The 25,295-nt window shown below is 40.5% G+C and carries 16 protein-coding genes; all 16 read right to left on the reverse strand.

All coding sequences use genetic code 11. The features are described from left to right. Nucleotides 1-209: 209 nt before the first annotated feature. Nucleotides 210-11,372: an Ig-like domain-containing protein gene (locus ACOQOA_RS02990; RefSeq protein ID WP_420547169.1), complete on the reverse strand. Its 11,163-nt coding sequence runs from the start codon at nucleotides 11,370-11,372 to the stop codon at nucleotides 210-212. Between the two features lie 80 nt (nucleotides 11,373-11,452). Beyond that, nucleotides 11,453-12,079 carry a hypothetical protein gene (locus tag ACOQOA_RS02995; protein WP_420547170.1) on the reverse strand — a complete coding sequence of 209 codons (627 nt, stop codon included), beginning with the start codon at nucleotides 12,077-12,079 and terminating at the stop codon, nucleotides 11,453-11,455. Between the two features lie 156 nt (nucleotides 12,080-12,235). Next, nucleotides 12,236-12,691 (reverse strand): toxin-activating lysine-acyltransferase, encoded by a 456-nt coding sequence (locus ACOQOA_RS03000; protein ID WP_420547171.1) that lies wholly within the window; start codon nucleotides 12,689-12,691, stop codon nucleotides 12,236-12,238. A gap of 237 nt (nucleotides 12,692-12,928) precedes the next feature. Continuing rightward, nucleotides 12,929-14,155, reverse strand: a complete 1,227-nt coding sequence (locus tag ACOQOA_RS03005; protein ID WP_420547172.1) for a beta-ketoacyl-ACP synthase — start codon at nucleotides 14,153-14,155, stop codon at nucleotides 12,929-12,931. A 3-nt stretch (nucleotides 14,156-14,158) separates the two neighbouring features. Beyond that, nucleotides 14,159-14,887, reverse strand: coding sequence for a 3-oxoacyl-ACP reductase FabG (gene fabG, locus ACOQOA_RS03010; protein WP_420547173.1), 729 nt, complete (start codon nucleotides 14,885-14,887; stop codon nucleotides 14,159-14,161). A gap of 16 nt (nucleotides 14,888-14,903) precedes the next feature. Next, the gene (locus tag ACOQOA_RS03015; RefSeq protein WP_420547174.1) at nucleotides 14,904-15,347 is read right to left on the reverse strand and encodes a hypothetical protein; all 444 of its coding nucleotides are present in this window, start codon (nucleotides 15,345-15,347) and stop codon (nucleotides 14,904-14,906) included. Next, the gene (locus tag ACOQOA_RS03020; protein WP_420547175.1) at nucleotides 15,331-16,533 is read right to left on the reverse strand and encodes a beta-ketoacyl-[acyl-carrier-protein] synthase family protein; all 1,203 of its coding nucleotides are present in this window, start codon (nucleotides 16,531-16,533) and stop codon (nucleotides 15,331-15,333) included. The genes ACOQOA_RS03015 and ACOQOA_RS03020 overlap by 17 nt, the downstream gene beginning before the upstream one ends. Then, nucleotides 16,530-17,087, reverse strand: a complete 558-nt coding sequence (locus ACOQOA_RS03025) for a DUF3261 domain-containing protein (protein ID WP_420547176.1) — start codon at nucleotides 17,085-17,087, stop codon at nucleotides 16,530-16,532. Before ACOQOA_RS03025 ends, ACOQOA_RS03020 begins: the two co-directional genes overlap by 4 nt. Further along, complete coding sequence (locus ACOQOA_RS03030) at nucleotides 17,072-18,313, reverse strand: NAD(P)/FAD-dependent oxidoreductase (protein ID WP_420547177.1); 1,242 nt, start codon at nucleotides 18,311-18,313, stop codon at nucleotides 17,072-17,074. The genes ACOQOA_RS03025 and ACOQOA_RS03030 overlap by 16 nt, the downstream gene beginning before the upstream one ends. Continuing rightward, the gene (locus tag ACOQOA_RS03035; protein WP_420547178.1) at nucleotides 18,306-20,621 is read right to left on the reverse strand and encodes an MMPL family transporter; all 2,316 of its coding nucleotides are present in this window, start codon (nucleotides 20,619-20,621) and stop codon (nucleotides 18,306-18,308) included. The genes ACOQOA_RS03030 and ACOQOA_RS03035 overlap by 8 nt, the downstream gene beginning before the upstream one ends. Continuing rightward, a complete protein-coding gene (locus ACOQOA_RS03040) occupies nucleotides 20,614-21,219 on the reverse strand; it encodes a hypothetical protein (protein WP_420547179.1) in 606 nt (201 codons plus the stop codon). The genes ACOQOA_RS03035 and ACOQOA_RS03040 overlap by 8 nt, the downstream gene beginning before the upstream one ends. Beyond that, entirely contained in the window at nucleotides 21,219-21,623 is a 405-nt protein-coding gene (locus ACOQOA_RS03045) for an acyl-CoA thioesterase (protein ID WP_420547180.1), read from the reverse strand. The genes ACOQOA_RS03040 and ACOQOA_RS03045 overlap by 1 nt, the downstream gene beginning before the upstream one ends. Before the next feature lie 18 nt (nucleotides 21,624-21,641). Further along, on the reverse strand, nucleotides 21,642-23,186 hold the full coding sequence (locus tag ACOQOA_RS03050; protein WP_420547181.1) for an HAL/PAL/TAL family ammonia-lyase: 1,545 nt from the start codon (nucleotides 23,184-23,186) through the stop codon (nucleotides 21,642-21,644). Nucleotides 23,187-23,224: 38 nt separating this feature from the next. Next, on the reverse strand, nucleotides 23,225-24,160 hold the full coding sequence (locus ACOQOA_RS03055; RefSeq protein WP_420547182.1) for a hypothetical protein: 936 nt from the start codon (nucleotides 24,158-24,160) through the stop codon (nucleotides 23,225-23,227). An 11-nt stretch (nucleotides 24,161-24,171) separates the two neighbouring features. Further along, nucleotides 24,172-24,921, reverse strand: coding sequence for a glycosyltransferase family 2 protein (locus ACOQOA_RS03060; protein ID WP_420547183.1), 750 nt, complete (start codon nucleotides 24,919-24,921; stop codon nucleotides 24,172-24,174). After that, the gene (locus ACOQOA_RS03065; RefSeq protein WP_420547184.1) at nucleotides 24,914-25,291 is read right to left on the reverse strand and encodes a hypothetical protein; all 378 of its coding nucleotides are present in this window, start codon (nucleotides 25,289-25,291) and stop codon (nucleotides 24,914-24,916) included. Before ACOQOA_RS03065 ends, ACOQOA_RS03060 begins: the two co-directional genes overlap by 8 nt. Nucleotides 25,292-25,295: the final 4 nt, after the last annotated feature.

Consider the following 25,295-nt stretch of genomic DNA (forward strand, 5'->3'; position numbering starts at 1 on the left):
AGATACCATAAACTTTCACACCTTCGGTGTTTTAAAAAATCAATAAAAATTTAAATTTATTTATATTAAGCTAGCCTTTAGATAATCTGGGATTACGCTTAGAAAATACGTGTATTATTAAAAAAATTAATTTTATACATGTTTTTCAAGTTGATTGTTTTTCCAAATCAAGAGAGCAGCCAAATTATTGGCCGCCCTCGTTTCAATGATTAACTCCAATTCGCCGCAATCACAGTTTGTGCATCATCATGATCTGCATTTGACATAACTGTATCATTGGTAACTTCGTCCACAGAGAAGCTAGACATCGCATCGACCAAAGCCTGAACGTTTGAGGCGTTCAAGGTAGAGCCATCAGCAACCTCAAACTGATCAATCGATTGATAGTTCACACTACTTGTATCATACCAATCACTGATCGTGACCTGATCATCTGTGCCAAGTAATTGAGCCACAAGATCATCCCCTTCCTGACGGAACCAGATATCGCCCTCATCAACACCGGAACCAAAAACAATCTTGTCTGTAGAACTTGCTGCATTGCTATCTGAATTATTAATCACATCTTGATCATCGCCGATATAGAATGAATAGGTATCACTCCCTAATCCGCCATTAAGAATATCTGCTCCCGCACCACCTATTAGTATATCATCTCCTTCAAAAGTCGAAATATGATTAGCATTAGCCCCACCCTTTAGGTAATCATTGCCATGTGTACCTTCCATATTTGGCTCAGACCAATATCCAAAGATATTTTTACCCTCAATCGCATACAAGCTTCGATCACCACCTCGGCTAGCGATAAGTAAATCATTCAATCCGTCGAAATTCATATCAGCGATCTCGACTTCCAAACCAATTTGATTACCACTGCCACTATCCGGTGCAATCAAAACAGCTTGGTCAGAAGAAGCTTGGCTAACATCTAATGTCCCATTCCAACCATGGGCCTGCCCTCTAACGATCCATACAGCGCCATCACCACCAGCATATGAAGAAACGCCTATAGCAATATCGGCAACTCCATCATAATCCAGATCACCAATCGACATGCTGGTCACATTCCCGCCTAAGCCGGTAACCGTTAATTTCTGATCATTGCTCAATGCATCAAAATCAACACTGCCGGTTTCTGTGTTACCGCCAAAGTAAATATATGCCTTATCTTCATAAAGATTATGCAATGCCAGGTCATTAGAACCATCTCCATTAATGTCTGCATGCCCGCTTGCCATTTTAAGATCAATCAAACGACCATCTGTCACATTACTTAAGATGAAACCACCATCTGCACTGTCTAAATTACTTGTAAATGAACCATTTGCATTACCGTAATTGATCTTAATGCCATTCATCATGACCATTTGACCATCATTGGCACCACCACCTGTCACCAGTACATCGTCATAACCGTCATTATTCAAATCTAAGGCGCCAATCGCATATGCTCCCATACTCTTACTTGACTGTCCTACACCTGCCAAATTGGTATAGGCGACTACAGAAGGAGAAGACGACAATCCACTTCCTGTCCCGAACCAAGCCCCAAGAGTGGTCTTGGTTGGACTGAAACTGCCATAATTACTTGCAGTTCCACCAGAAAACAGATCCATAAACCCATCCCCATTATAATCTGCATAAATCAAAGAAGTTGGACCACCTTGATTAATTTGACCAGTAGTGGCATGTGCCAGCGTTTGTTGCACAGATGAGTTTTCAAAAGTTGTCAGACTTTCAATATCAATTCTGTTCAAATAAGAAGAGTGTCCAATGGTTACATCAGCTTGACCGTCGCCATTGGTATCGGCAACAGCAAATTTAAGCGAATCCCCGTTTGGTGTGCCAATGGCGGATGCAATTAAATCGTGATCCGATGCATCAAGGTTCAACGGACCAGAATTACTTCCATAAAAACTACCAGCTTGCCCATATAAAACTTTCACAAATGATTCATTGCTGGAATTATATCCATCAACATCACGATCATTCATAATTAAATCTGTCTGACCATCGCCATTCACGTCACCAAATCCAAAATGGCGGTAATTTGTGTTATGTTGAATATCAACATTCGTGGCGATTTTTATTGCATCTTCCTCAAAGTCAAACGTTTCGATTGTTGGTTGATTAGTGATGACAACAACCGCTTCAGAAGAAAAACCATGCTCATCTGTGGCGCGAAACCTAAAGCTGTCATCTCCGTTATATCCAGAAGCAGCTTTATAACTATAAGTGCCATCAGAATTGATTGTAACCACGCCACCATTCTCCGATGTAAAACTAACGCCAGTTGCAACAAGATTTCCTGAGTTATTCAACCCGTTAAATGAGAAGTTGTCATTTTCAATATCGATGGCAGATAATTTAGATGAAACCAAGTCACGTGATTTGGCGGATATTCTAGAATCTATAGCTATCACACCATTATTTTGGCCATTTAGGAATAAACTGCGATCATCAAAGTTTACCTGTTCCACATTTTTCAATTTGTCAAATCCAGCATTTCCGTCGGACATATTTCTATCTGAAAATGTAGTATTTGCATCAGATTCAAAAGTGATGACAAAATCTTTTAATTGCCCGTGTATAACCGCAATATCAAATCCTTCGCCGCCATCTATACTATCATCACCTGCACCCCCTTCAAGTTTGTTATCCTGATCATTACCTTTCAGGCTATCGCTAAAGCCAGATCCAATAATATTCTCTATATCCGTTAAGATATCACCTTCAGCATGACCACCTGCATTCTGACTATTATCTGTCAGATCAACTGTTACGGCTGCTGTGGAGCTTGCATAACTGGCTGTATCATTCCCTTCTCCACCAAGAAGAGTATCTCCTCCAGAACGACCATCCAGCACATCATCATCTGCCCCGCCTTCGAGACGGTTCGCAGCAGTTGTTCCAGATAAAGTATCGGCAAAAGCAGAGCCTGTAACATGTTCAATGGAGATTAATTGATCCCCTTCTGCATCACCGGCTGACGCTGTACCTGCAGAAAGATCAATTGTCACACCTTCAGTAGACGCACTGTAATCAGCAGTATCTTCACCTAATCCCCCATCAAGAGTATCAGCACCAGCACCACCTATCAGTAAATCATCCCCTGAATGACCTATAAGAATATCTGAATCTGCTTCACCTTGCAGTACATCATTGCCAAGGCCGCTAATTGGTGTTTGATCAATAACATCGAAATACTCAATCTCTGCGACTCTTACTCCATTTCCAGCGGTCTTTATAATCACCCTATGATATTTATATGTTGCCGTTGACGTATCAATATCAACATAAGCGCTTTCAGCTATTCGAGCACCATCATAGTCTATAATAGACTTAGAGCCTAAAACCACGGAATCAGACCAATCCGCTGAATGGGATCCTTCAACGGTGAAAGTAATCTCACCAGAACCAGCTAATCCATCATAGCCTGTGTTGCTTGGGCGCCATATTCTGACTTTCTTGATAGCAATATCCTTACCCCAGGAATGACCGATAAACTCATTATTCCCAACATTTACTAACGCTGCTTCATCCCCAGTTTCATCGTAATTTTTATTGGAAATAAACGATAACTCAGCTGTTGAACTTGATAGAGTTGCAGCATTACTTAGATCAATAGCAACATCTAAATCTGAACTGTTTTGTATAATGTCAACATTATTGAAATCATTCTCATTACCACTACTATCTTTCCCTAAATCTGAAACATCGGAAAAGTTTAAACGATATCCTGTAGCACCATGACTACCTTGATAATCTTGGGCAGTCCAATTCCCCTCCACATTGGTACCAAATGAACTTGCGTCAAGTACTAGACCATCCACGAATTCAATATTTGCCATTGAACCATCAAAGTGATATTGACCCCCATTAAAATTGCGATGGCCAAAACTACTTGAGTTAAGCGTATTCACATTCGCCCATTGTCCACCTGCAACCAAATGGGTGCCACGGCCATCTTGAGCAAATTTCGTTACTTTTTCTCCATTCACATATATATTTAATAGTTCATCATTTGATACACCGTTTCGTGTATCAGAGCTTACAACAAGATGATACCAATCGGATGTACTTGTAAAAGCATCTTCACTATTTACAATAGTATAACCTGCCATATCGATCTTTAGAGTGTTGTCGGGTTTAAAATAGATATTGTCTGTATTGCTATTCGTTGAGTCCCCATTATGCCATAACCACTGGACTCCTCCCACACTATCGCGCTTAATCCACATCGATAAGGTCCAAGCTTGCCTGTTACCAGAAACTGAAGGGGTTCTTGTCATATGACTGGAACTACCATTGAATGAGGAGCTCTCATTATTCCCGGGCCCATTTGTGGTTTCAATAGAAGAGACATCCACATCCATAACAGCTTCGCTTACAACCCCATGTTCATCAGTCACCTGATAGGTAAAACTATCACTGCCTTCGTATCCAGTTGCAGCTGTATAGCTATAACTACCATCTGCATTGATCGTGACAGAACCACCATTAGACGTATTAAAGCTTGTGCCTGCCGTAACAGCTACACCTGTCCCGTCAACACCCGCAAAACTAATGGTGTCCCCATCAATATCATATCCATGAAGCTGCCAGCTCGCTGTGTCTCCTGACTTAACTACAACCTTACCACCAGCCGCAATCGCTGCATTGTTACTGCCATCAAACTTGATAACAGTCCCATCGCCAAAATGAGCCTCTTCAACACCAACTAACGTATCCGTGCCATCATCGCCTGAGAGACCAGATTCTACATCTTCAATGGTCACCGTCCCATCAGAACTATCAACACTGATCTGATACCCGGCGACATCCCCACTATAATGGGCAATATCATGCCCCGCTCCACCATCAAGCTCATCATTACCAGAGCCACCTGTGAGGACATCGTCACCTGCATTCCCTCCGAGGATATTGGCAACATCATCCCCTGTCAGCGTATCTGACTGATCACTACCAGTTACATTCTCAATACTGATTAATGTATCACCTGCAGCATCCCCACCTGATACTGTAGCTGTAGAAAGATCAACAGTAACACCTTCACTGGAAGTACTATAATCAGCAGTATCTTCACCTGTACCGCCATCAAGGATATCTGATCCAGCCCCACCGATAAGGCTGTCGTCGCCAGCTCCACCTTCAAGCTTGTTATCCTGATCATTACCTTTCAGGCTATCGCTAAAGCCAGATCCAATAATATTCTCTATATCCGTTAAGATATCACCTTCAGCATGACCACCTGCATTCTGACTATTATCTGTCAGATCAACTGTTACGGCTGCTGTGGAGCTTGCATAACTGGCTGTATCATTCCCTTCTCCACCAAGAAGAGTATCTCCTCCAGAACGACCATCCAGCACATCATCACCTGCCCCGCCTTCGAGACGGTTCGCAGCAGTTGTTCCAGATAAAGTATCGGCAAAAGCAGAGCCTGTAACATGTTCAATGGAGATTAATTGATCCCCTTCTGCATCACCGCCTGACGCTGTACCTGCAGAAAGATCAATCGTCACACCTTCAGTAGACGCACTGTAATCAGCCGTATCCTCTCCCAAGCCACCATCAAGAATATCAGCACCAGCACCACCTATCAGTAAATCATCCCCTGAATAACCCTTCAGTTTATCTGCCCCGAAATCTCCTAAAAGAATGTCATTACCAGAACTACCGTCATGATCATAAGATGCTTTAAATACACGTTTTCCACTATCATTATGATGTGTAACAACCCCAGTAGTGGTAAAATGATTATCATTACCACTTACGTCATAGCCCAAATTGTTATTATCATTAAATTTTAGTGCAAACCCATTACTTCCATAGGAACTTGAAGCAGTTGGTTCGATTGCAACCCATTCTTCATCTCTGTAGGCACCTGTGATTAGGTCTCCCCTATCTTCAAGTTTTGCTCCATCGCGATAAACAATACTGCCAATCTGGCCATTGAAAATATCTGTGTCCCTATAACGTTGCCCAATACGATACTCCCAATCCTCCCCAATAACGGCATGAGACCAGTTACCTAAAAATGTATTTCTACTTAATCCAATCTCTTCACCATTTACAAATATTCTGACAAATTTACCGTCAGTCCTATTCGTATCATAAGCTACTGAAATATTTATCCAATCGTTTGAAGTGAAAGTTTGTTCACTTTCCGCTATGTAGTATCCAACTGGGTTGGGATAACTGGTGGCATAACTTGCAAAAACCAATTTATTATTACTATCAAAACCAATCCAAGCGTAATCACTCGCAGTGAAAATAAAGTCCTCTGTATCTACACTTTCACGCTTAACCCAACTTTCAATAACCCAGGAGTTCTTATCACCTTCGCTATCAAATTGGCGTGACAAATAGGATGTAGTCGTATTTGAAGATATACCATTTAGCTCCGAATAAGTTACATCTGCTTGGTTTTCATTGACGGAAGACGATGAATCTCCTGTTGAACCTGATGAGGTAGGGTCAATGGCATTATCTGAATCTGAGATGTTTTGTATGCCCCCAGAATTATCGAAATCATTCTCATTCCCGCTACTATCTTTGCCTAAGTCTGAAGCATCGGAGAAATCCAAGCGATATCCCGCGGGGCCATAGCTGCCGTTATAATTTTGAGTGGTCCATTCTCCGTCCACATTGGCACCAAATGCACTCGCATCAAGCGCTAGACCATCAACAAATTCAATATTGGAAAAAGAGCCGTCGAAATTTAGCTGATTATCATAAATGCGGCGACCAAAATGGATCGGATTTCCTGAATTGAAATCGCCCCAAGAACCGCCTGCTGTCGGGCGCGTGCCACGCGCATCATATTCAAAATCAGTAACGAGCTCCCCATCAACATATAACTTAAACAAATCTGAATCAGCAACACCACTACGCGTATCCGAAGCAAAAACAAAATGATACCAGTCATTCGTGCTTGTGAATTTTTGTTCTGTCATAATTACAAAACTACCATTCATATCAACACGTAACGCATCATTAAATTCAAATTTAATGTTATCAGGATTGCTATCACCTGCGGCACCACTATCCATTAAATAGTGAGTGCCCCCTGTACTGTCACGTTTTACCCACATAGAGAGTGTCCAAACCTGTGGATCACCAACAACACCATTTGTATTCACTAAATAATCATCAGGGTCAGTCAAACTCAACGAAGCATCAGGTTTAGGTAAAGTTACGAAAACATCCATATTTGCTTCACTGACAGCCCCATGTTCATCCGTCACTTGATAGGTAAAACTATCACTGCCTTCGTATCCAGTTGCAGCTGTATAGCTATAACTACCATCCGCATTGATCGTGACAGAACCACCATTAGAGGTGTTAAAGCTTGTGCCTGCTGCAACAGCTGCACCTGTCCCATCAACACCGGCAAAACTAATGGTGTCCCCATCAATATCATATCCATGAAGCTGCCAGCTCGCCGTGTCTCCGGCCTTAACTACAACCTTACCACCAGCCGCTATCGCTGCATTGTTACTACCATCAAACTTGATAACAGTCCCATCTCCAAAATGAGCCTCTTCAACATCAACTAACGTATCCGTGCCATCATCGCCTGATAAGTCAGAATTAATATCTTCAATGGTGTAACTTGTTATATTGCCATCTGCATCCGTGTTACGGGTAAATTTGTAGCCAGCTGCATCCCCACTATAAACTGCCTTATCAAGGCCAGCACCGCCAAATAAATCATCATTACCGGAACCACCTGTGAGTGTATTATTACCAGCATCCCCTTCCAGGCGGTCGCCATATTGGGAGCCTTGAAGATTTTCAATATTGGTGAATGTATCATTAAGAGAGTGTGCGCCATCCAGACCAATCTGACCTAAAAGATCAGGATTTTCACTTAAGTTGAAACTATAGCCTTCCGGACCAGACACACCTGTCACCAGATCAAGGCCTGAAGTCCAGTTTAGAACACCTGCCAAAGCCCCATTCGCAAATACAGCCAAAAGACCTGTATCACGGCGATAGGCAAAACTGAAACTTCCAGCCGTATCTGATTTACCAATAAAGTCATAACTTGCGGTTTCATCGCCATTGGAATCAAAAACCTTAAGACCAAATTTGTCGCTATCAGACCCTAGATAAAGACTAATATATTCTTGTCCAGATGGGGTATTCCCCGTGGCGGATTTATCTGTCAGATAGATATAACCATCCGGCATGGCATCGGTGTAGTTACCCGGATCCACAGAAAGGGTTGAGACGATCCAGCCATCAGATAGACTAGAGGTCAGGCTTTCAGAATAGATCGTGGCATTACCGCCGACAATAACAGCTTTAGAGCCATTATCGGATAAGGTCACCTGACCTGTAGATGCGGCTGCAAATTTAACTTGTTCCAGATAATGTAAACCGCCACCACGGGAAAGGCTTACATCCACACCCCGTTCGGAATTGGCATAGCTGGCCGTATCTGTTCCGGCACCGCCATCAAGGGCATCTGCCCCAGCCAATCCTTCCAGACTATTATCCGTATCATTCCCTGTTAAACTATCATCATGGGCGGAGCCTTGAAGATTTTCAAAGTTACTCACCACATCCCCGGCAGCATCCCCACCAGAGAATTGATTATTGCCAAGATCAACAGAAACAGCTTCGGAAGAATGTTCATAAGACAGGGTATCAATATCATCCCCCCCATCCAGAATATCAGCACCAGCACCACCTTCTACATGATCCTGATCGGCACCTGCTTCAATCGTGTCATTGCCAGCACCACCTGACAGGATGTCTGCACCGGCGAGACCTGTTAGCGTGTCCTCCCCTGCACCGCCTTCGAGTTTATTGGCCGTATCATCCCCGCTCAGCGTATCATCATGGTCAGATCCGATTACATTTTCAAACCCGGAGATGATATCCCCGGCAGCATCTCCTCCGGAGGTGGAATTATCGGACAAATTAATGCTGACACCTGCGCTAGAAGTCGCATAGTCTAAGGTATCATTCCCTTCTCCACCGGACAGGGTATCACCCCCTGCTCCACCTGCAAATACGTTATCTGCATCATCACCACGCAAGGTATCCGCATGAGCAGAGCCAACCAGATTTTCGATAGAGTTGAGAGTATCCCCTTCGGCATGGCCACCCGAACCAGTGCCTTCCGTCAGATCAACGGTGACAGCACTGCCAGAGGCGGAATAATCTGATGTATCAGACCCACTTCCACCATAGAGGAAGTCGACTCCTCCTAATCCAATCAAGACGTCATCACCTGCGCCACTATAAAGAGCATTTGATGAATTATTACCTTCAACAGAATCGGCTAGAACTGAACCAATTACACCTTCGAAATTGGAAATCACATCCCCTTCAGCACTTCCACCCTGCGCAGTGTTATGCAGTAAACTAACAATTACACCTTCTATACTATCGGCATAAGATAAAAAATCTAACCCACTGCCACCATCTAGTATATCAGCCCCGGAACCACCAATCAGAGTGTCGTCACCGCTACCTCCTGAAAGGTTATCATTTCCATCACTTCCATACATATAGACGTCATAGTCACCACTATGAGAGAACGTATCATCACCATCGTTACCATAAACCCACTCTGCTTCTACCAGCAGCAAATCAAGAGTAACCGCCTCTACCGTCTGCACAAATATTGCATCATCTCCATCACCAGCTTTTATTTGACTTATATTGTCGTTAGCATCAATAAAGATTGTGTCATCTCCTGCACCTGCATGGATAATATCTTGGCCATCTCCTCCTGAGATTAAATCATTCCCAAGGCTTCCCTTAAGAATGTCATTCCCTCCTTCACCAAAAATAATCACTGAAGGTAATGATTGTTCTGCATCTGACTGATCACTGTCAGGATCTATGTCTTGTGGTGTAGAGACCATATCTTCCGCAGAAAAGATATCATTACCATCATTTCCAACAGCCGATTCTATATTACTGGTAGCCATATTTAAGCTTAGACCTTGAGCATTTGAAACGATCACAACATCATTACCGGCTCCGCCATCAATTAACTTATCATCGCTGTCCACAAAGAGTGTGTCACTACCGGCTCCACCAAAAATACTATCGCTTCCAGCTGAACCGGCAATCCAATCATTGCCAGCACCACCTGTGAGAACATCATCTCCAGCACCGCCGTCCAATAATACATCGTTAGTTGATGAAGTAGACAAACGATCGTTTAATCTTGCACCATACAGCGCATCAACACCTAACTCCGCAGCATCTTCAACGATACGCGTACCATCTTGACCAAATAAGGCATCATATCCCACTTCCAAACTAAACTTTGTGCCTGAACTAGTTTCCTGAGTACTATATCCAAATATGGACGCCTGCAGCTCTAAATCCCAAACAACTCCCTCAGAACCGTCAATCGTCTCAAATTTTGCAGTGTTATGGATAATATTCCCTTCAACCAATTCATCAACTTCCGTTCGTGTCAAATCAATAGAAGTAATCCCCCATTCCCCTAAAGTTTTAAGCTCTCCATCGTCTGTTTCTCCATCTTGGTCGAGATCCTGCCATATACGAAACTTTGCAAAATCTGGTGTATCAGACGCATCAAGCATTCCGTCACCGTTCACATCATAAACAGCTTCAAGCGCTTCCAAATCTGTATCATCTTCCTCTGTCGAGAGAGAAAAAGCGAGTTCCTCAGGCGAGTTAACTGTGCCATCCCCATCAAGGTCTATAACTAAAAAACCATCATCAGGACCAATCCAACCCAAGTTTTCTTTTTGTCCATCACCATCATGGTCAAAATAAACATTTGAATCATTGTGATCTATTAATTGAATATCTCCATCATCATTAAGATCAAGAGCAACTGGCTTGTACCCCATCCGGCCACCTGTCGCTTTCTCGATGGCTTTTTTCATCGCACTGTCAAAAAGGTCTTCCGGCTTAACTTCTTGTGGCTCAAGTAAAGGGGAATAAGAGCTTAATGTCTCACCTTCGTACTGACGCATTCTTCTTTGCCACTCTAACTCTCTTCTTTTTTCCTCAGGCAAGTCGTCTTCAGAATAATGAAAGTTATTTGATGGATGAGGGCCTGCATAAGGCTCCTCTTCAGGCTCAGGAACACTGAAAAGGCTATCATAAAAACCATCTTCAATTAAACCAGTAAAATCCTCTGCATATGGAGCTGTCCAATCGTATCCACTGCCGCCATATATTGTATCATCACCATCTCCCCCCTGAACGTCACCAGATGGACTTGGGCCAGGGTTATGGAAATTGTTTGATGGATGTGGTCCTGTATATTCATTCTCACTACCGTTACTAGAATCTCCACCAAAACAAATATTTCTTGGAATAAAATCTGTTGGATTTCCAATCAAAAATGCATCAATCTTTTTCATCTTCCCCTCACAATCAAACAAAGTAATTTGACGTAAAAATTGCTTCCCCGCATATCCTTCAAAAACTGAGGAAAGCTAGCTTACTTATTAACTATTTCTTGAATTTTTTCTTTAATCTCTGACACGTTCATATTTGGCAAAATTGCATCTTGATATAACAATTCCACTAAATGAAGCTTAAATGCTATTTCAGCTTGATGCCTAGCTTCAGGTATTATTTCAATTGGCAAACCAACGCTAAATAATAATCCTTTTAATATTTTTTCGCGATTTTCTTGCATATTAGATGTAATTTTCAGGATAAGGCTTACATGCTCTATTTCCCCATCCTCATGGATTAGAAATCCAGTCAAATCGTCATCCTCAACACAAATTGCCTCATATTCTGGGTAACTATTCGTGCCGCAGATCTTATCATAATTCTCTCGTTTGAACTCTGCGATTTTATCGTCGCTTTCTGATATCTTTATGAATACATTAATTTTATCAACCAGCTCTTGTTTTTTTAAAATTTCGTCTGTTTCAAAAACTTTTAGCATTTCCGAATTATTATGATGCCTAATAGAAAACTCATCATATACATTCATAAATTCGTTATAAATTTTCTGCTCGATCAACTGATTCGGTTCAGATGAAACAAATGGCCAAACCTTTATTGTTGAGTTACGCCATTTTATAATTTTTCCATTATCTGATCTTTCAATCAACTTTACGAAATATTCAGTAACCTCTGACTGGGAATAGGATACCTTCTCTCTCGATCCCACGAGTACAATTGTAAAAACAAGAAAAAATGCTAATAAAAAAAATAACGATAGAACTAGAGAACTCTTTTTTTGAAAGAACATTTTCTTCGAACTCTATTATAAACTAGTGTGCTTGAAGTTTGGATTTCTAATAAGATGTATTCTAGTCATATTATCTTTTCCTCCAAACCTCGCAGCTTTCGCCATTGATATAAATTTAAAGTCATCTTTGCTCATTTGATTAGCAATTTTCTTTAACTGTCCATTCAAACAAATAACATCAATCAACCAAAGATTCTTACCGCTTTTCCAATCCTTTGGTTGTAATTTATCATTAAGACTAAGATATCTCTTTTCGGAAGCTTTATTCATCCACGCCCAACTCAGAAACGCAACTGGCTCACCTTCTTCACGAAAAATCCTACACTGGTTCAAACGCACAGGAGGAAGTACCAAACGAATAAAATCATTCTGGCTCCATTTTTTGTGATAATCAGATTGTAAAAATATCTTTTGTATGTCCGCCAATGCAGATTTCTCGAAATCCGATAAAAAGACTTTATACTTCGCCATACTGTCCCCCAAACAACTAAAAAACCAAGCTAACAAATGTTCGTCAAATGGCAATTACAAATTATACTATTCAATTATCGTAGCAGCCTGTAAGTGGAATACTTAAAACGATCATTGGGACAGTTTTGGGACACTGAAATTCAATTAAATGGAAATTTGATCCAATTCGACAGCACTTCACTATATGATAAGAAACACTTGATTTAATTTCATAGCTTTATCAAAGAAAACTAGATTTTATATTCGTTTAAAGATCAGAGATGTATTGATGCCACCAAAGGCGAAATTGTTACTCATTAATATTTCCGTATCAATTTCACGGGCTGAACCTTTTAAGTAATCTAGATCAGCACAATTTTCATCTAGTTCATCCAGATTTATAAGTTCTGCGAACCACTTATCATGCAGCATCTTTAATCCCAGCCATGCTTCCATTGCACCGCATGCGCCTAGGCTATGACCAAAATAACATTTTAACGTATGATACGGAACGCGATTCCCAAAAATCGAATATGTTGCATGAGATTCTGCTATATCACCATGTTCTGTTGCGGTGCCATGGCCGCTAACAAAACCGATATCATTCGGTGATAAATTAGCATCGTCTAAGGCCAAATGTAGAGCTTGTTCCATAGTCTCTTTGGTTGGTTGGGTAATATGATTTCCATCTGAATTCGTACCAAAGCCAACAATTTCGGCGATGATATGAGCGCCGCGTGCTTTGGCAAATTCATAATCTTCCAGTATTAAGGTTGCAGCCCCTTCTCCAATCACCAAACCGTCGCGCTTTTTATCAAATGGGCGCGGTGTAATTTTAGGAGTTTCGTTTTTTGTACTGGTTGCATAAAGAGAATCGAATACCGCTGCCATAGAGGGACAAAGCTCTTCTGCGCCTCCAGCTACCATCACATCTTGCATACCATATTTGATCGCTTCATATGCATATCCAATCCCCATGCTGCCAGATGTACAGGCTGTCGATGTCGGAATTACGCGACCAGTAATACCAAAGAAAGTACTTATATTCACCGCACTTGTGTGACTCATCATACGGATATAGCTTGTTGCTGTAAGGTTTTTCATCGTCCCGTCAAAGATAAATTCCCCAAAAGCAACCATAGGATTCGTACTGCCAAAGGAAGAACCATAAGCGACTCCCATTCGGCCTGATTGAAAGATGGGATCATTTAATTCAATACCCGCATCTTTCAGGGCTAAATTTGTCGCATGTACGGACATCTTTGCGACGGGCCCCATGCTTCTTAATTTTTTACGTGGATATTCTTGATCTACATCGAAACCTTCAATAGGTGCAGCAAGACGCGTATTGAGATCTTTGTAAAAATCCCATTCTTTCATATGCCTTACACCGGTTTTTCCAGCGATCATGGCAGATTTTATATCGGTCCATTCCTGCCCAAGCGCAGAAATACCGCTTATTCCTGTGACGACAACACGACGCATAATTTAATACATGCCCCCGTTCACAGACAGAACCTGACGCGTAATATAAGAAGCGTCGTCAGAACATAGAAAAGATACTGCGGCAGCAACTTCTTCAGGCTTTCCTACACGTTGAAGCGGGATAGATTTTTTGATTTCATCGATCGGCAAATTATCCAACATTTTTGTATCAATTAACCCGGGCGCAACACAGTTTACGGTGATTTTTCGTTTCGCCAGCTCTACTGCCAAGGATTTGGCCGCCCCGATCAACCCTGCTTTTGTAGCAGAATAATTAACTTGGCCCCTATTTCCCATCTCGCCGGATACAGAAGACATTACCACAATCCGACCGCCATTTCGTGCCGACACCATCGGCATCGTCACCGGATGTAAGACATTATAAAAACCATCTAAATTCGTGCGTAGAACATTGTCCCATTCGATATCTGTCATAGCAGGAAAAGCTGTATCCTTTGTAATACCTGCATTCAGAACAACACCATATAAAGCCCCCTCCTCTTCAATAGCGTGTTCCAGCTTTTTACGACAATCTTCCCGGTCTGAAATATCAAACTGTAGAATAGCTCCGTCGCTGCCCTTATCTTTTACGGCGTTTAGGGTTTCTTCAGCGCCTTGTTTATCACCGCCATAATGTACAATGATACGAAAGCCGTCTTCTGCGAGTTTAATAGCGATCGCACGACCGATCCCTTTGCTTGCCCCTGTTACAAGAATGGTTTTTGTTATCATTTTACATTACACTCGCTTAGCTTTCTGCTTGGAATTCACGCGGTTGATATACATTTAGATTTGCAGTAGCTACAATTTCTTCACGAAGAGAAATCTTGCATTCAAATGCAGCCATTTCGCCGTCCTTATAAAGGTTCTCAGCGTCTACAACAAGAACATCTCCAATCACGAATTCGTTTTTTGAAAGTATGAGGCGTCTTGTCCCTAAAAGGAAACCAATATCAATCTTTCGACCGCTATTTAATGCTAATATGCCGCTATGACAGGCTATCGATTGAGCCATATACTCTATGGAAACATAAGAAGGCACCACATTATTTGTCATGAATGGTGTTTCTTCGGTAATAACAACCTGACATTTAACTTGCGTTTCATTAAATCCTAACACCTGATCAATCAGGATCATCGGTGCTTCATGCGCAATGAGTTCGTCCACGCTGAATTTACAGTTTTTCAGCATTATGTACTCCCAGTATCACGCTGATATTATTCCCTCCAAAAGCAAAAGAATTGCTCATCATTGCCCGTTTGTTTCTATCACGTTGCTGTTTAAAGTCGACAAAACAGATTGGCTTTAAATCTGTGTCTCGTTCCGTTTGCCAAAGCTGTGGAGGTAACAGGCCATTGCTATAACTGTCTTGCAAAATTAGCCATAAAAAACCTATCTCGTTTCCGCCAGCCGCACCAAGCATATGTCCGGTCATGGTTTTCGTCGAACTACAGGGCACATTCGCTCCAAACACGTCATATACTGCAGAACTTTCCATAGCATCGTTTAAGGGAGTAGCGGTTCCATGCAAGTTTACATAACCAATATCTTCTTGAGTAAGACACGCGTCATTCAGGGCTTTTTTCATAGCGTTCTTTGCACCTACTCCTTCAGGGGCGGGTGCTGAAATATGGTATGCATCTGATGTTTCACCAATACCTAATAACTCAACAGCACTTTTTTCTTTAGTCATCAAAAAAGCGACGGCCCCCTCGCCTATATTGATGCCATCACGGTCTACACCAAATGGTGCACATTTTCCAATTGATAAAGAATCTAATGCATTGAAACCATTCAGTGTTAGGCGACATAATGTATCTGCGCCCCCCACAATGGCAGCATCGCAAAAACCTGTCTCAATATAGCGCCGTGCAGCAGATAGTGTTTTTGCACTTGATGTACATGCCGTAGAAATCGTGACGCATGGTCCTTCAAGACCATAATAACCAGCAACAAATTCTGAAATTGAAGAGGTTTCTTGTCGTGCGAACTCAAATTCTTCAGGGAAATGACCATTCTTCAATTTGTGAACAATACCAATTTCGTTGTCAGAAATGCCTGTAGTGCTTGTTCCCATGACAACAGCAATACGTTTTTTTCCGTATTTTGAAATTGCATATTGAATATCGTGATCAATTTCAAGTAATGCCTTCAAAATTAATCTATTATTACGACTATCATGCTGTTTCAAATGTAATGGTGTGACAGGTAAATCACAATTTACTTTCCCAACAATGGTGTCTTGATTAGCAAGGAAATCAGGGCTTTTCATCATGCCTTCACATGAGCCATCTAGTAAATTTTGTGCAACTTCATTTTTACCTACGCCCAAAGGATTAACAATTCCCATAGCATTCAGAAAATATTTACTTTTCACTGTGAAACCTCACGTGATTTGATATTCAGTTCATAGTTAAAAGAATGATCTTGAAGTATGACTATACTCGTCCAAATACTATCTTCGACATTTTTATAAATCACAGAACTTACTTTATCTCCATCGTAAAAAACTTCACGTAAATTGCCTGTATCTTTAATTTGCCAGATATTATCCAGATCTTCTTCTAAAAGTTCTTTTGGCCAAAATGCGGTAGCGATATCCCACATCATATATTGAGGGTTAAAATAATCTGGCATCCATGCAGCTTTCCAGGTCGTCATCCCATCATTATTCCAACTAGCTGTCATGCCACGGCGCCCTAAACTATCCAAAATAATCACATCCATTTTTTCCAAAGTTATCGTCAGATAAACTTGCAATAAAAAATGTTGACCTTTCCAGTTACCAGTGATCTGTTGAACAACATTTATCTTTTCGTCTTCGTTAGACCAATAAGTTAAATTTGATCGATCAGGTAAAGTCGTATTTGGTTGAAAACCACTGCAAGCAGAAAAGCTGATCAGGCAGATAAGGATTAATATGGAGCGCATTGTTCCGCCACCATATCTAGGTATTTAGTTGGTTGTCTCACAAATGGATTATCTTCATTCCACGCATATCCACCAAGAATTGATACAATCATACGTTTGATTTGATTGTCATCTTGTGGTGGATATTTGATGATTTTTTGCAATCGTCCATCATACCAGGCAGTTACGAACGCTTTAAAACAATCTACGCCATTTTTCAAAGGTGCTGCGTATTCCTTTGTCCAATCTACTTTTTCACCAGATATTTGTTTTTTGACTAATGGAGCAGCTAAATCAGCAGATTTAAGAGCAATTGTTACGCCAGATGAAAAAACAGGATCAAGGAACTCACCTGCGTTACCTAATAATGCATAACGATCGGTTGCTAGATGCTTTACCGCACAAGAATATCCGGCTATTTCACCTGGCATTCTAAGTTCTTCTGCATCTTCAACAAGTGTGTGTAGTTTGGGTGCCTCCTTGACTGCTGACCATAGTTGTACAGAGTGGCTAATATCTCGTTTAGTTCTTTCTGGCGGCAGAATAACACCTAATGAAGAAGTTCCATTTGAGAAAGGAATAAGCCAATACCAAGTATTATGATCTTCCGGGCTTACAGTGATAAGGATTTTATTACGATCAAAATCTTTACTTTCAAGATTGTCCTTAACATGTGTGAAAAAAGCATGGCGCATCGGGAAGTCAGAAGGTTGTTCCAAATTTAATAATCGAGGTAAAACACGACCATACCCGCTAGCATCTAAGACATACTTGGTTTCTATTTCAAATTTCTCCCCAGTTTCATTTGAAATAAACAATACCATACCTTCTTCTGTTTCTTTCACAGAATCTACACTATGCCCATAGTGAATTGGGACACCACCCTTTACTACTTCATCAGCAAGAATTTTATCAAACTTCTCACGTTGTACCTGATAAGTCGTTCCCCATCCCTCTTCGAATTTTTTCCGAAAATCGATAGAGCTATTACAATCAGGAAAGTAAAAATTTGCCCCGTTTTTATGTTGAAAGCCTGCTTCCACTACTGATTGTAGAAGGTGTCCGCGTTCAAGATATTGCATAGATTGTGGCAATAGACTTTCGCCAATAACGAAGCGCGGAAAATGCTGTTTTTCAAAAACTTCTACTTCCAAGCCTTGTTGTTGTAATAAACGTGCGGCTAAACTACCTGAGGGGCCAGCACCAATCACAACGGTTTCTATAAATTTTTTGATATAATCAGCCATGTTTGGCATCCCTCTTTTTCCGAGCTAGAGGTGACATAAAGAATGCTAAGGAAACTCCAACCAGTATTGTTATGCCAAATGCATGCACAGCGTATTGTTGACTAAGAGCCAGCAAGCCAAAAGCAAAAACGGATGACAACGCAGATAACCAATTTGCAGCTAAACTTTCCAGATAATGTTGTTCATCGGTCTCAGCACAAAAGATTGCATAATCTACACCTAGTGCAAAAACTAAAATTAGCGCCATCGCATTGAAAAAGGTAAATATTTCGCCAATGACTGATAGTAATAGAGGTGTTAAAAATACTGCAAGAACAGATGGTAAGAGCGTGAAGAACGCAACTTTATAATTGTATATAAAGCTTAAGAAGACATATACGAACAACGTAGCAAAAATAATTAAATATACGACTTGTATTCTATATTTTGAAAGTACGTTACTGATTTCGGCACTAGGATCGATAAAACTTACGCCATTGATTTTTGATGCAATATGAGACATGGCTGAAAGATTAGAGAGGTTCTGTAAACGCACCAAATGTGCAACTCCCTGATCAACAGGTAAATTGAAATTCTCAATACCGATCGCTGGAAGTTGATCAATCGTCAAATAGGTTTCGTTATCTATGTTGTAATCAATTTTACCAGAATAACCTAATACGGCCTGAATATTACCCAGCTCATTTTCTAACAGTTGATCTCTTACTAATATCCTATTTTCTTTTTGGCGTTTTATTGATGGAAGTATATCACTTAGCATTTGATATGATGTTAACACGTCCATTTGAATCAGATCGTTAAGCAAACCACGAAGCTTTTCTTCTTTTTGTAAAACGTCTTCTACTGTGTTTCCAACCACGACGAAAAATTGTGTGTCCAGCTCCAGTCCATCTAAATTACGTATAACCATTTCTTCTTGTTTTAGCGCTTCTGAAACATCTTCCAACTCTCTTAAATTATCATTAACTTGAAATGTAAGTGCCCCCCACATAACGAAAGCAAATGTCATTACATACAGGGCTAAACGTCCTGTTTTTAGCGTACGCATGTACCAAAAATAATTTATGGCTTTTGTTATACTTCGTAGCCAAATTGGAAATTTTAAGGTTTTTGTATTATCCAAATATGGGAAAACAAAAATAACAGTCAGGCATGCCATAAGTAATCCAACGGCAGAAAATAATCCTATTTGTTGTAATCCAGGGAAAGGCGGCCAAAGTAAAATACTAAAGCCAATAATGGAACTAACCGCACCTAAAAACAAGCCACGACGAACTAAATTGATACGGTCGGGACCAATTTTATTAGAAAATCGTGTGCAGCAGTAATGCATCGCATAATCTACCGCTATTCCTGTAATAGCTGCGCCAAATACGATGGTAAAAATATAAATTTTATCAAAGACTAATATCGTCACTGCAAACCCAGAAACAATCCCAACAATTATGGATAGAAGAGCTAAGTAAATGGGCTGTATATGCTTAAATACGACCAACATCATAATGATAATGGCTATAACGGAGATCGTACCAATAAGGGCAGCTTCATTTTGTGCCTTTTCCATGGCATATCCTGCATAAAATACTGCGCCAGTTTTATAGGTTTTAAGCTCCTCAAATTCTGTATGTAATTGATTTATAGATGTTTCAACAAATGGGATAATTACTTGTTGAGTTTTATTGCTATACGCACTTCCATTCAATTTCCACGTTAACAGAACATAATGCGTGTCCTGCTCTTGTCGGTGTAGGAGGCCATTCTTGAAACTGAAACTGTTTGCGGGCCGTAATTTATCTGTGAGATATCTAGATAATAACCTAAATGGGTCGGTTTTAAGGTCATTTGCGTTGCTTAATCCAAAAGGTGATAAAATCTGTACTATGGCTTGTTTAGTTATGATTTCTGTTTCGCCATCCCGTAGTAGCTGCCTATCATAATCAGATAAAAGACCGGCACGATACGGATGAATGAGGTCTGGGAAGTTTTCATTTATTTCAGTTTCTGGATTAAAACTTACAATGTCATCAAGCAGTACTTGTTCTGACATCTTTGCTTTAAGATTTCCAGCAGCATTAAAAACCACATTTTCATCGGGATGCGTTAAAACCACAATGATTTTATCAGCAGCATTTTGATCAAATTTAGACTTCGCTTTTTGAAGCCAGTTTATCTTAGTATTTGTATCGTCTTTCGGAAATAATGCCAAAATGTTGGTATCAATTGGAAATGATGTCGTTAAATTCCATCCAACCACTCCTAAGGATGTTAGAAAAAACAATAACCATATTCCAAGCCCGAATTTATTCATTATTTTGGCCGATCATTTTTTTCAAGATTTCTTCGCTATAAATCTCATGATCAAACATAATGATTTCTTCTTGATCACCACTTGCTCTTAGCATTGTGATTATTTCTACAAACTCTCCGCCTTGAATATCAATGGACGTGAACGGAAAGTTTGACGGCAATTCGTCTTTTTGAAGGTTTAAGCTCCAACCGCCACTCTCCAAGATTGGTTTCTTCCCAAACATATTGCTCAGTATGGTCCAGTCACCTTCCAGCGATGCTGCAACCACTTTTTGCATGTTACGCAATGCAGGAAAATTTTGGATTGGAATATTTAACGTCTCAACACCGTCGACGATTTGCGTTACATGATTTTTTTCTAAAATCATACGACTGGCAAAAGGCTCTGTTACATCCCAAATCAACCGCTGATCTTCAAACAGATATAAAATCCCAGAGGAGTTAATTTTCCCATCAAATCCGACTAAATAGCGGTTTTGGGCGAAATTGGCTTTTAATCCCTGCCCTTCCAGAAGGATCACAGGTTCGACAATTTCCCCTGATTGAGCCTTAAGACTGAAAGAAAAGATAGTAATTATTAAGACGATGAAGATTCTCATTACAAGTCCTTCACCTTATTAATAAATATATCAGGAGATACAAACTGCATTTCTTCGGTGTCAGTTGAGACAGCCACTTGTATCGTCGTACCTTTTGTTATTTTTTCACCTGTAACTCTATCCGTGATCAAATAATTGATTTTCATCCTATTTTCGAACTCAATTAATGATGCAGTAACTTCAATTTCCTGCCCAAATCTAAGAGGCTTAATATACTTTATCCGCATATCAACAATAGGCCATGCATAACCAGACTCTTTCATTTCTGGGTAGTTATAGCCAATTTTATCCAACATCACACATCTTGCTTGCTCGAAAAATCTTGGATAATTCCCGTGCCAAACAATATTCATTGGATCCAGGTGATAGAATTCTATCTTTATGATTGTTGAAGCTGATAACATAACCTTACGTCGACCACTCTAGCTATACAGGTTCCAATATTGGACGCGTAACTTTTCCAATAATAAGCGTAACACAGATTCTAATGGCTCATCCTCGTCGATATAGTGGATATCAAGTTTCAATTTTTCTTCAAAATCCCGAACAGAATTAGTCAAATTCTCAAACTCTAGTTCTCCTGCACGACGGCGTAAACGTAATGCCTGACATGTTGCAATCAGATGTCCTGCGATAACCTGGTCAGTCAAATCTAAAACGCGTAAGCAATCACGTGCAGCGATAGTACCCATACTTACCTTATCTTGGTTATGACATTCAGTAGAGCGTGAAAATACACTGGCTGGCATTGTATTTTTTAACGCTTCTGCAGCCCAGGCCGACACCCCAATTTGAACTGCTTTTAGCCCGTGGTTGAGTTGCTCTCTATCACCAGTAGCACCAGTTAGATTGGAAGGTAATCCATTATTAAATTTCACATCTACTAATGATGCTAACTGTCGATCAATTAAATCGGCAATATTTGCGACCAGATTTTTCATACCATCCATAGCAAAGGCGATATGGCCACCATAGAAATGACCGCCATGTAACACACGTTCTTCTTCCGGATCAATCAATGGATTGTCATTTGCGCTATTTAGCTCTGTCTCAATTAGCTGGCGAAAGCTTGGTAACATATCCTGTAACACGCCAATGACATGGGGGGCACAACGTATGGAATATCGATCCTGCAATCGTTCAACAGGCGCTATATTCAAGGTGCTCCCAAGATCTTCTCTAATGCGTTTGGCAATGAGCTCTTGGCCGGGATGAGGTTTTGCCTTGAATAATTTTTCATCAAAATGTGCAGGGTTACCTTGCATAGCCAGTGATGTCATAGCGGTTAGGCGTGATGACATTTGAGAGGTATAATCAGCTCGCATATATGCAAAAACTGCAAGGCCAGTCATAACCGCCGTACCATTCATAATGGCTAATGCCTCTTTTGGCCTCATCAAAATTGGTTTTAATCCAACTTCCTCATATACTTCCATTGTCGGGCGTTGTTTACCCTTATATAGGACCTCACGTTCACCAATTAATGCAGCTGCTACATAAGATAGAGGTGTTAAATCACCGCTTGCGCCTACGGAACCTTCTTCGGGTATAATTGGTAGGATATTATTTTCCAGCATGTCTACAAGCAGTTGCATCAATTCCAAACTAACGCCTGAAACGCCTCTGCATAAAGAGGCCAATCTTACAGCTAAAACCGCTCTTACTTGTTCTGGCTCTAGGTTTTTCCCCAAACCACAACCATGAAAACGGGATAGATGTATTGGTAATTCATATGCGTTTTTTACCGCAACGGCACGTGTGCAGGAATCTCCGTATCCTGTAGTCACACCATAAATAACACCGTCTTTTTCTAACAAGTCATCAAGAAAATCTGTGCCTTTTTTTATACGTGCGAGGAAATCAGGTGCAGTCGATAACTGGCAGTGAACCTTTTGTGTAGCGATATTATATATATCTTCGATCGAAAGTTCATGGTCACCAAATGTGACAGGAGACAAGTTATTCATTTTAATATTCAATTCTATGTTATCTAACATTTTTTGTCTTATTTTGTCTTCTTCCAAAAGTCAAAAAAGTTGTACCATTGGTACGGGTATTTCAAGCAGTATCTCTCATGAAGTTCTGCATATTTCCGCAAATAAGTGATAATGGCTTCTTGTCTGGACTTACGCGGTAGAATGAGTTGATTGTCTAGTTTTTCAAAGACCAATTTGAATTTACGATCTTTTTCACGGACACACATCATCATATAGACAGGAGCTTTTAGTAATGCGGCAAGTATAATACCACCTTCAGGGAATGGAGCCTCATTTCCAAGAAAAGGAATATTCACCACCCGTTTCTCCCCCTCAACGGGCACGCGGTCAGCGGCAATCACAATCCAATGCCCTTGTTCAAGGCGTTCTTGCATATCTATCGCTGTTCCTGGCCCTAAATCATTAACTTCGACCATATCAATAGCTGCTTCAGGATTATAAGAAGTTAACAACTTATTGAACTTAATGGCATTTTTTGTATGAGCAAAGACTGTAATAGGAACTTTATGTTTTGTTTGTGCTAACGCCCTACTAACTTCGATATTTCCAAAATGAGAAGCTAAAACGACAACCCCTTTCCCCTCACGAATAATGTCTTCCATATCGGTGTTATCAGGAAAGATTATTTGATCAATAGAGATTCGATTTGTCCAAGCTGCGATCTTGTCCAAAAACATATATGCAAAACTGCAAAAATGTTGATAGGCGTGCCACCATCTTATTTTTTTTTCTAATTTACAAAAAGTGTTTAATCGATTGAGGTAATCTATTGAAGCTTGGCGTTGCACTTTCCCAGTAAGGAAGAAATAAAACAAAACTGGCTGCATAACAATAAAACATAGGTGTGTTCCAAGCAGTTTAAATATGAAGCCTACAATTCGTAACCCCCAATAAGCCCCGCGTTCTTCTATTGTTGCCCAATGTTCAGCTTTTTTTTTAAACATCTCATCCGCCACTATTTGAACTTACGAGCAATTAAAATAGGAAAACGAAACAACATCCCAAAAAATAATTTTGTATGCATTTTGCTGATTTGCCAATTATCCCGCCAAACCTTAAAATTTGATGTGTTCCCCTCAGGATATATAACTTTTACTGGTACCATTCGAACAGGAACGCCACGCCAATAAAGGCGCACCATAATCTCTGGGTCAAAATTCATTCGAAGTCCGATACGTCTAGTTTCAATCAATTTAATACAGCTCTGAATGGGATAGACACGAAATCCACACATACTATCGCGGATTTCAAAAGACAATGTTTCAATCCAGACCCAAATATGAGTGATCCAACGGCCAATTTTACGTGACATTGGCATACTGTCGTCATAAACGGGATTACCACTGACAACTGCTTTAGGATTGGCTTTTGCGGTATTGATTAAAAGTTGAATGGCGTCCAGGTCATGTTGTCCATCGGCATCCACTTGTACTGCATGGGTATACCCTTGCTGAAAAGCCTCATGAAAGCCCTTGCAAACGGCTGCGCCTTTACCGGCATTTTTTGTTAAGCGAAAACAGTATACATTATTATCTGGGGCATGGAGTTTTGCGATAACACCAGCGTGGGGTTCATCACTGCCATCATCTATAACAAAAACAGGAAGTCCCGATTCACCAAGGTCAGATACAACCTGTTCAATTACCTTGGAATGATTGTAACTTGGTACGAGTATACAGGGGTTGAAAATATTCATATCAGTCATCAGAAAGCTTTAGAACCCCTGATGAAAAGCAATCTTGTAAACCTTCTTCGATAAGTCCGTATTTGAACGTAATTTGATTTTTATCTCTAAGATAAATAAGGCTCATTGCGAACTGTAAATCAGGTTCAATAAATTTTTTGAATTTTAGTTGATTAACACCGATGACAGCACGGTTATGCTTAAAGTATTTTTGGCCAAATTTTACAGCCCAATCCAATTGTCCAACTCCCGGAAAGATCGATTTTTCAGGAAAATGTCCCTGAAACTGAAACAAATCTGACGATGCCTTCATCTGTAAACACACATTATCTATGGATATATTTTCCTTCAAAATAATCGGATTTATCTCTGCAGTTTGCCAGGTAGTCATGGCT

The organism is Curvivirga sp., from assembly GCF_965219885.1.
Taxonomy (GTDB): domain Bacteria; phylum Pseudomonadota; class Alphaproteobacteria; order UBA8366; family Aestuariispiraceae; genus Curvivirga.

Excerpts from the sequence above, each read along its gene's own strand:
- ACOQOA_RS02990 (WP_420547169.1), bottom strand. The coding sequence starts at position 11,372 with ATGAAAAAGATTGATGCATTTTTGATTGGAAATCCAACAGATTTTATT.
- ACOQOA_RS03000 (WP_420547171.1), bottom strand. The coding sequence starts at position 12,691 with ATGGCGAAGTATAAAGTCTTTTTATCGGATTTCGAGAAATCTGCATTG.
- ACOQOA_RS03005 (WP_420547172.1), bottom strand. The coding sequence starts at position 14,155 with ATGCGTCGTGTTGTCGTCACAGGAATAAGCGGTATTTCTGCGCTTGGG.
- fabG (WP_420547173.1), bottom strand. The coding sequence starts at position 14,887 with ATGATAACAAAAACCATTCTTGTAACAGGGGCAAGCAAAGGGATCGGT.
- ACOQOA_RS03015 (WP_420547174.1), bottom strand. The coding sequence starts at position 15,347 with ATGCTGAAAAACTGTAAATTCAGCGTGGACGAACTCATTGCGCATGAA.
- ACOQOA_RS03025 (WP_420547176.1), bottom strand. The coding sequence starts at position 17,087 with ATGCGCTCCATATTAATCCTTATCTGCCTGATCAGCTTTTCTGCTTGC.
- ACOQOA_RS03030 (WP_420547177.1), bottom strand. The coding sequence starts at position 18,313 with ATGGCTGATTATATCAAAAAATTTATAGAAACCGTTGTGATTGGTGCT.
- ACOQOA_RS03035 (WP_420547178.1), bottom strand. The coding sequence starts at position 20,621 with ATGAATAAATTCGGGCTTGGAATATGGTTATTGTTTTTTCTAACATCC.
- ACOQOA_RS03040 (WP_420547179.1), bottom strand. The coding sequence starts at position 21,219 with ATGAGAATCTTCATCGTCTTAATAATTACTATCTTTTCTTTCAGTCTT.
- ACOQOA_RS03045 (WP_420547180.1), bottom strand. The coding sequence starts at position 21,623 with ATGTTATCAGCTTCAACAATCATAAAGATAGAATTCTATCACCTGGAT.
- ACOQOA_RS03050 (WP_420547181.1), bottom strand. The coding sequence starts at position 23,186 with ATGAATAACTTGTCTCCTGTCACATTTGGTGACCATGAACTTTCGATC.
- ACOQOA_RS03055 (WP_420547182.1), bottom strand. The coding sequence starts at position 24,160 with ATGTTTAAAAAAAAAGCTGAACATTGGGCAACAATAGAAGAACGCGGG.
- ACOQOA_RS03060 (WP_420547183.1), bottom strand. The coding sequence starts at position 24,921 with ATGACTGATATGAATATTTTCAACCCCTGTATACTCGTACCAAGTTAC.
- ACOQOA_RS03065 (WP_420547184.1), bottom strand. The coding sequence starts at position 25,291 with ATGACTACCTGGCAAACTGCAGAGATAAATCCGATTATTTTGAAGGAA.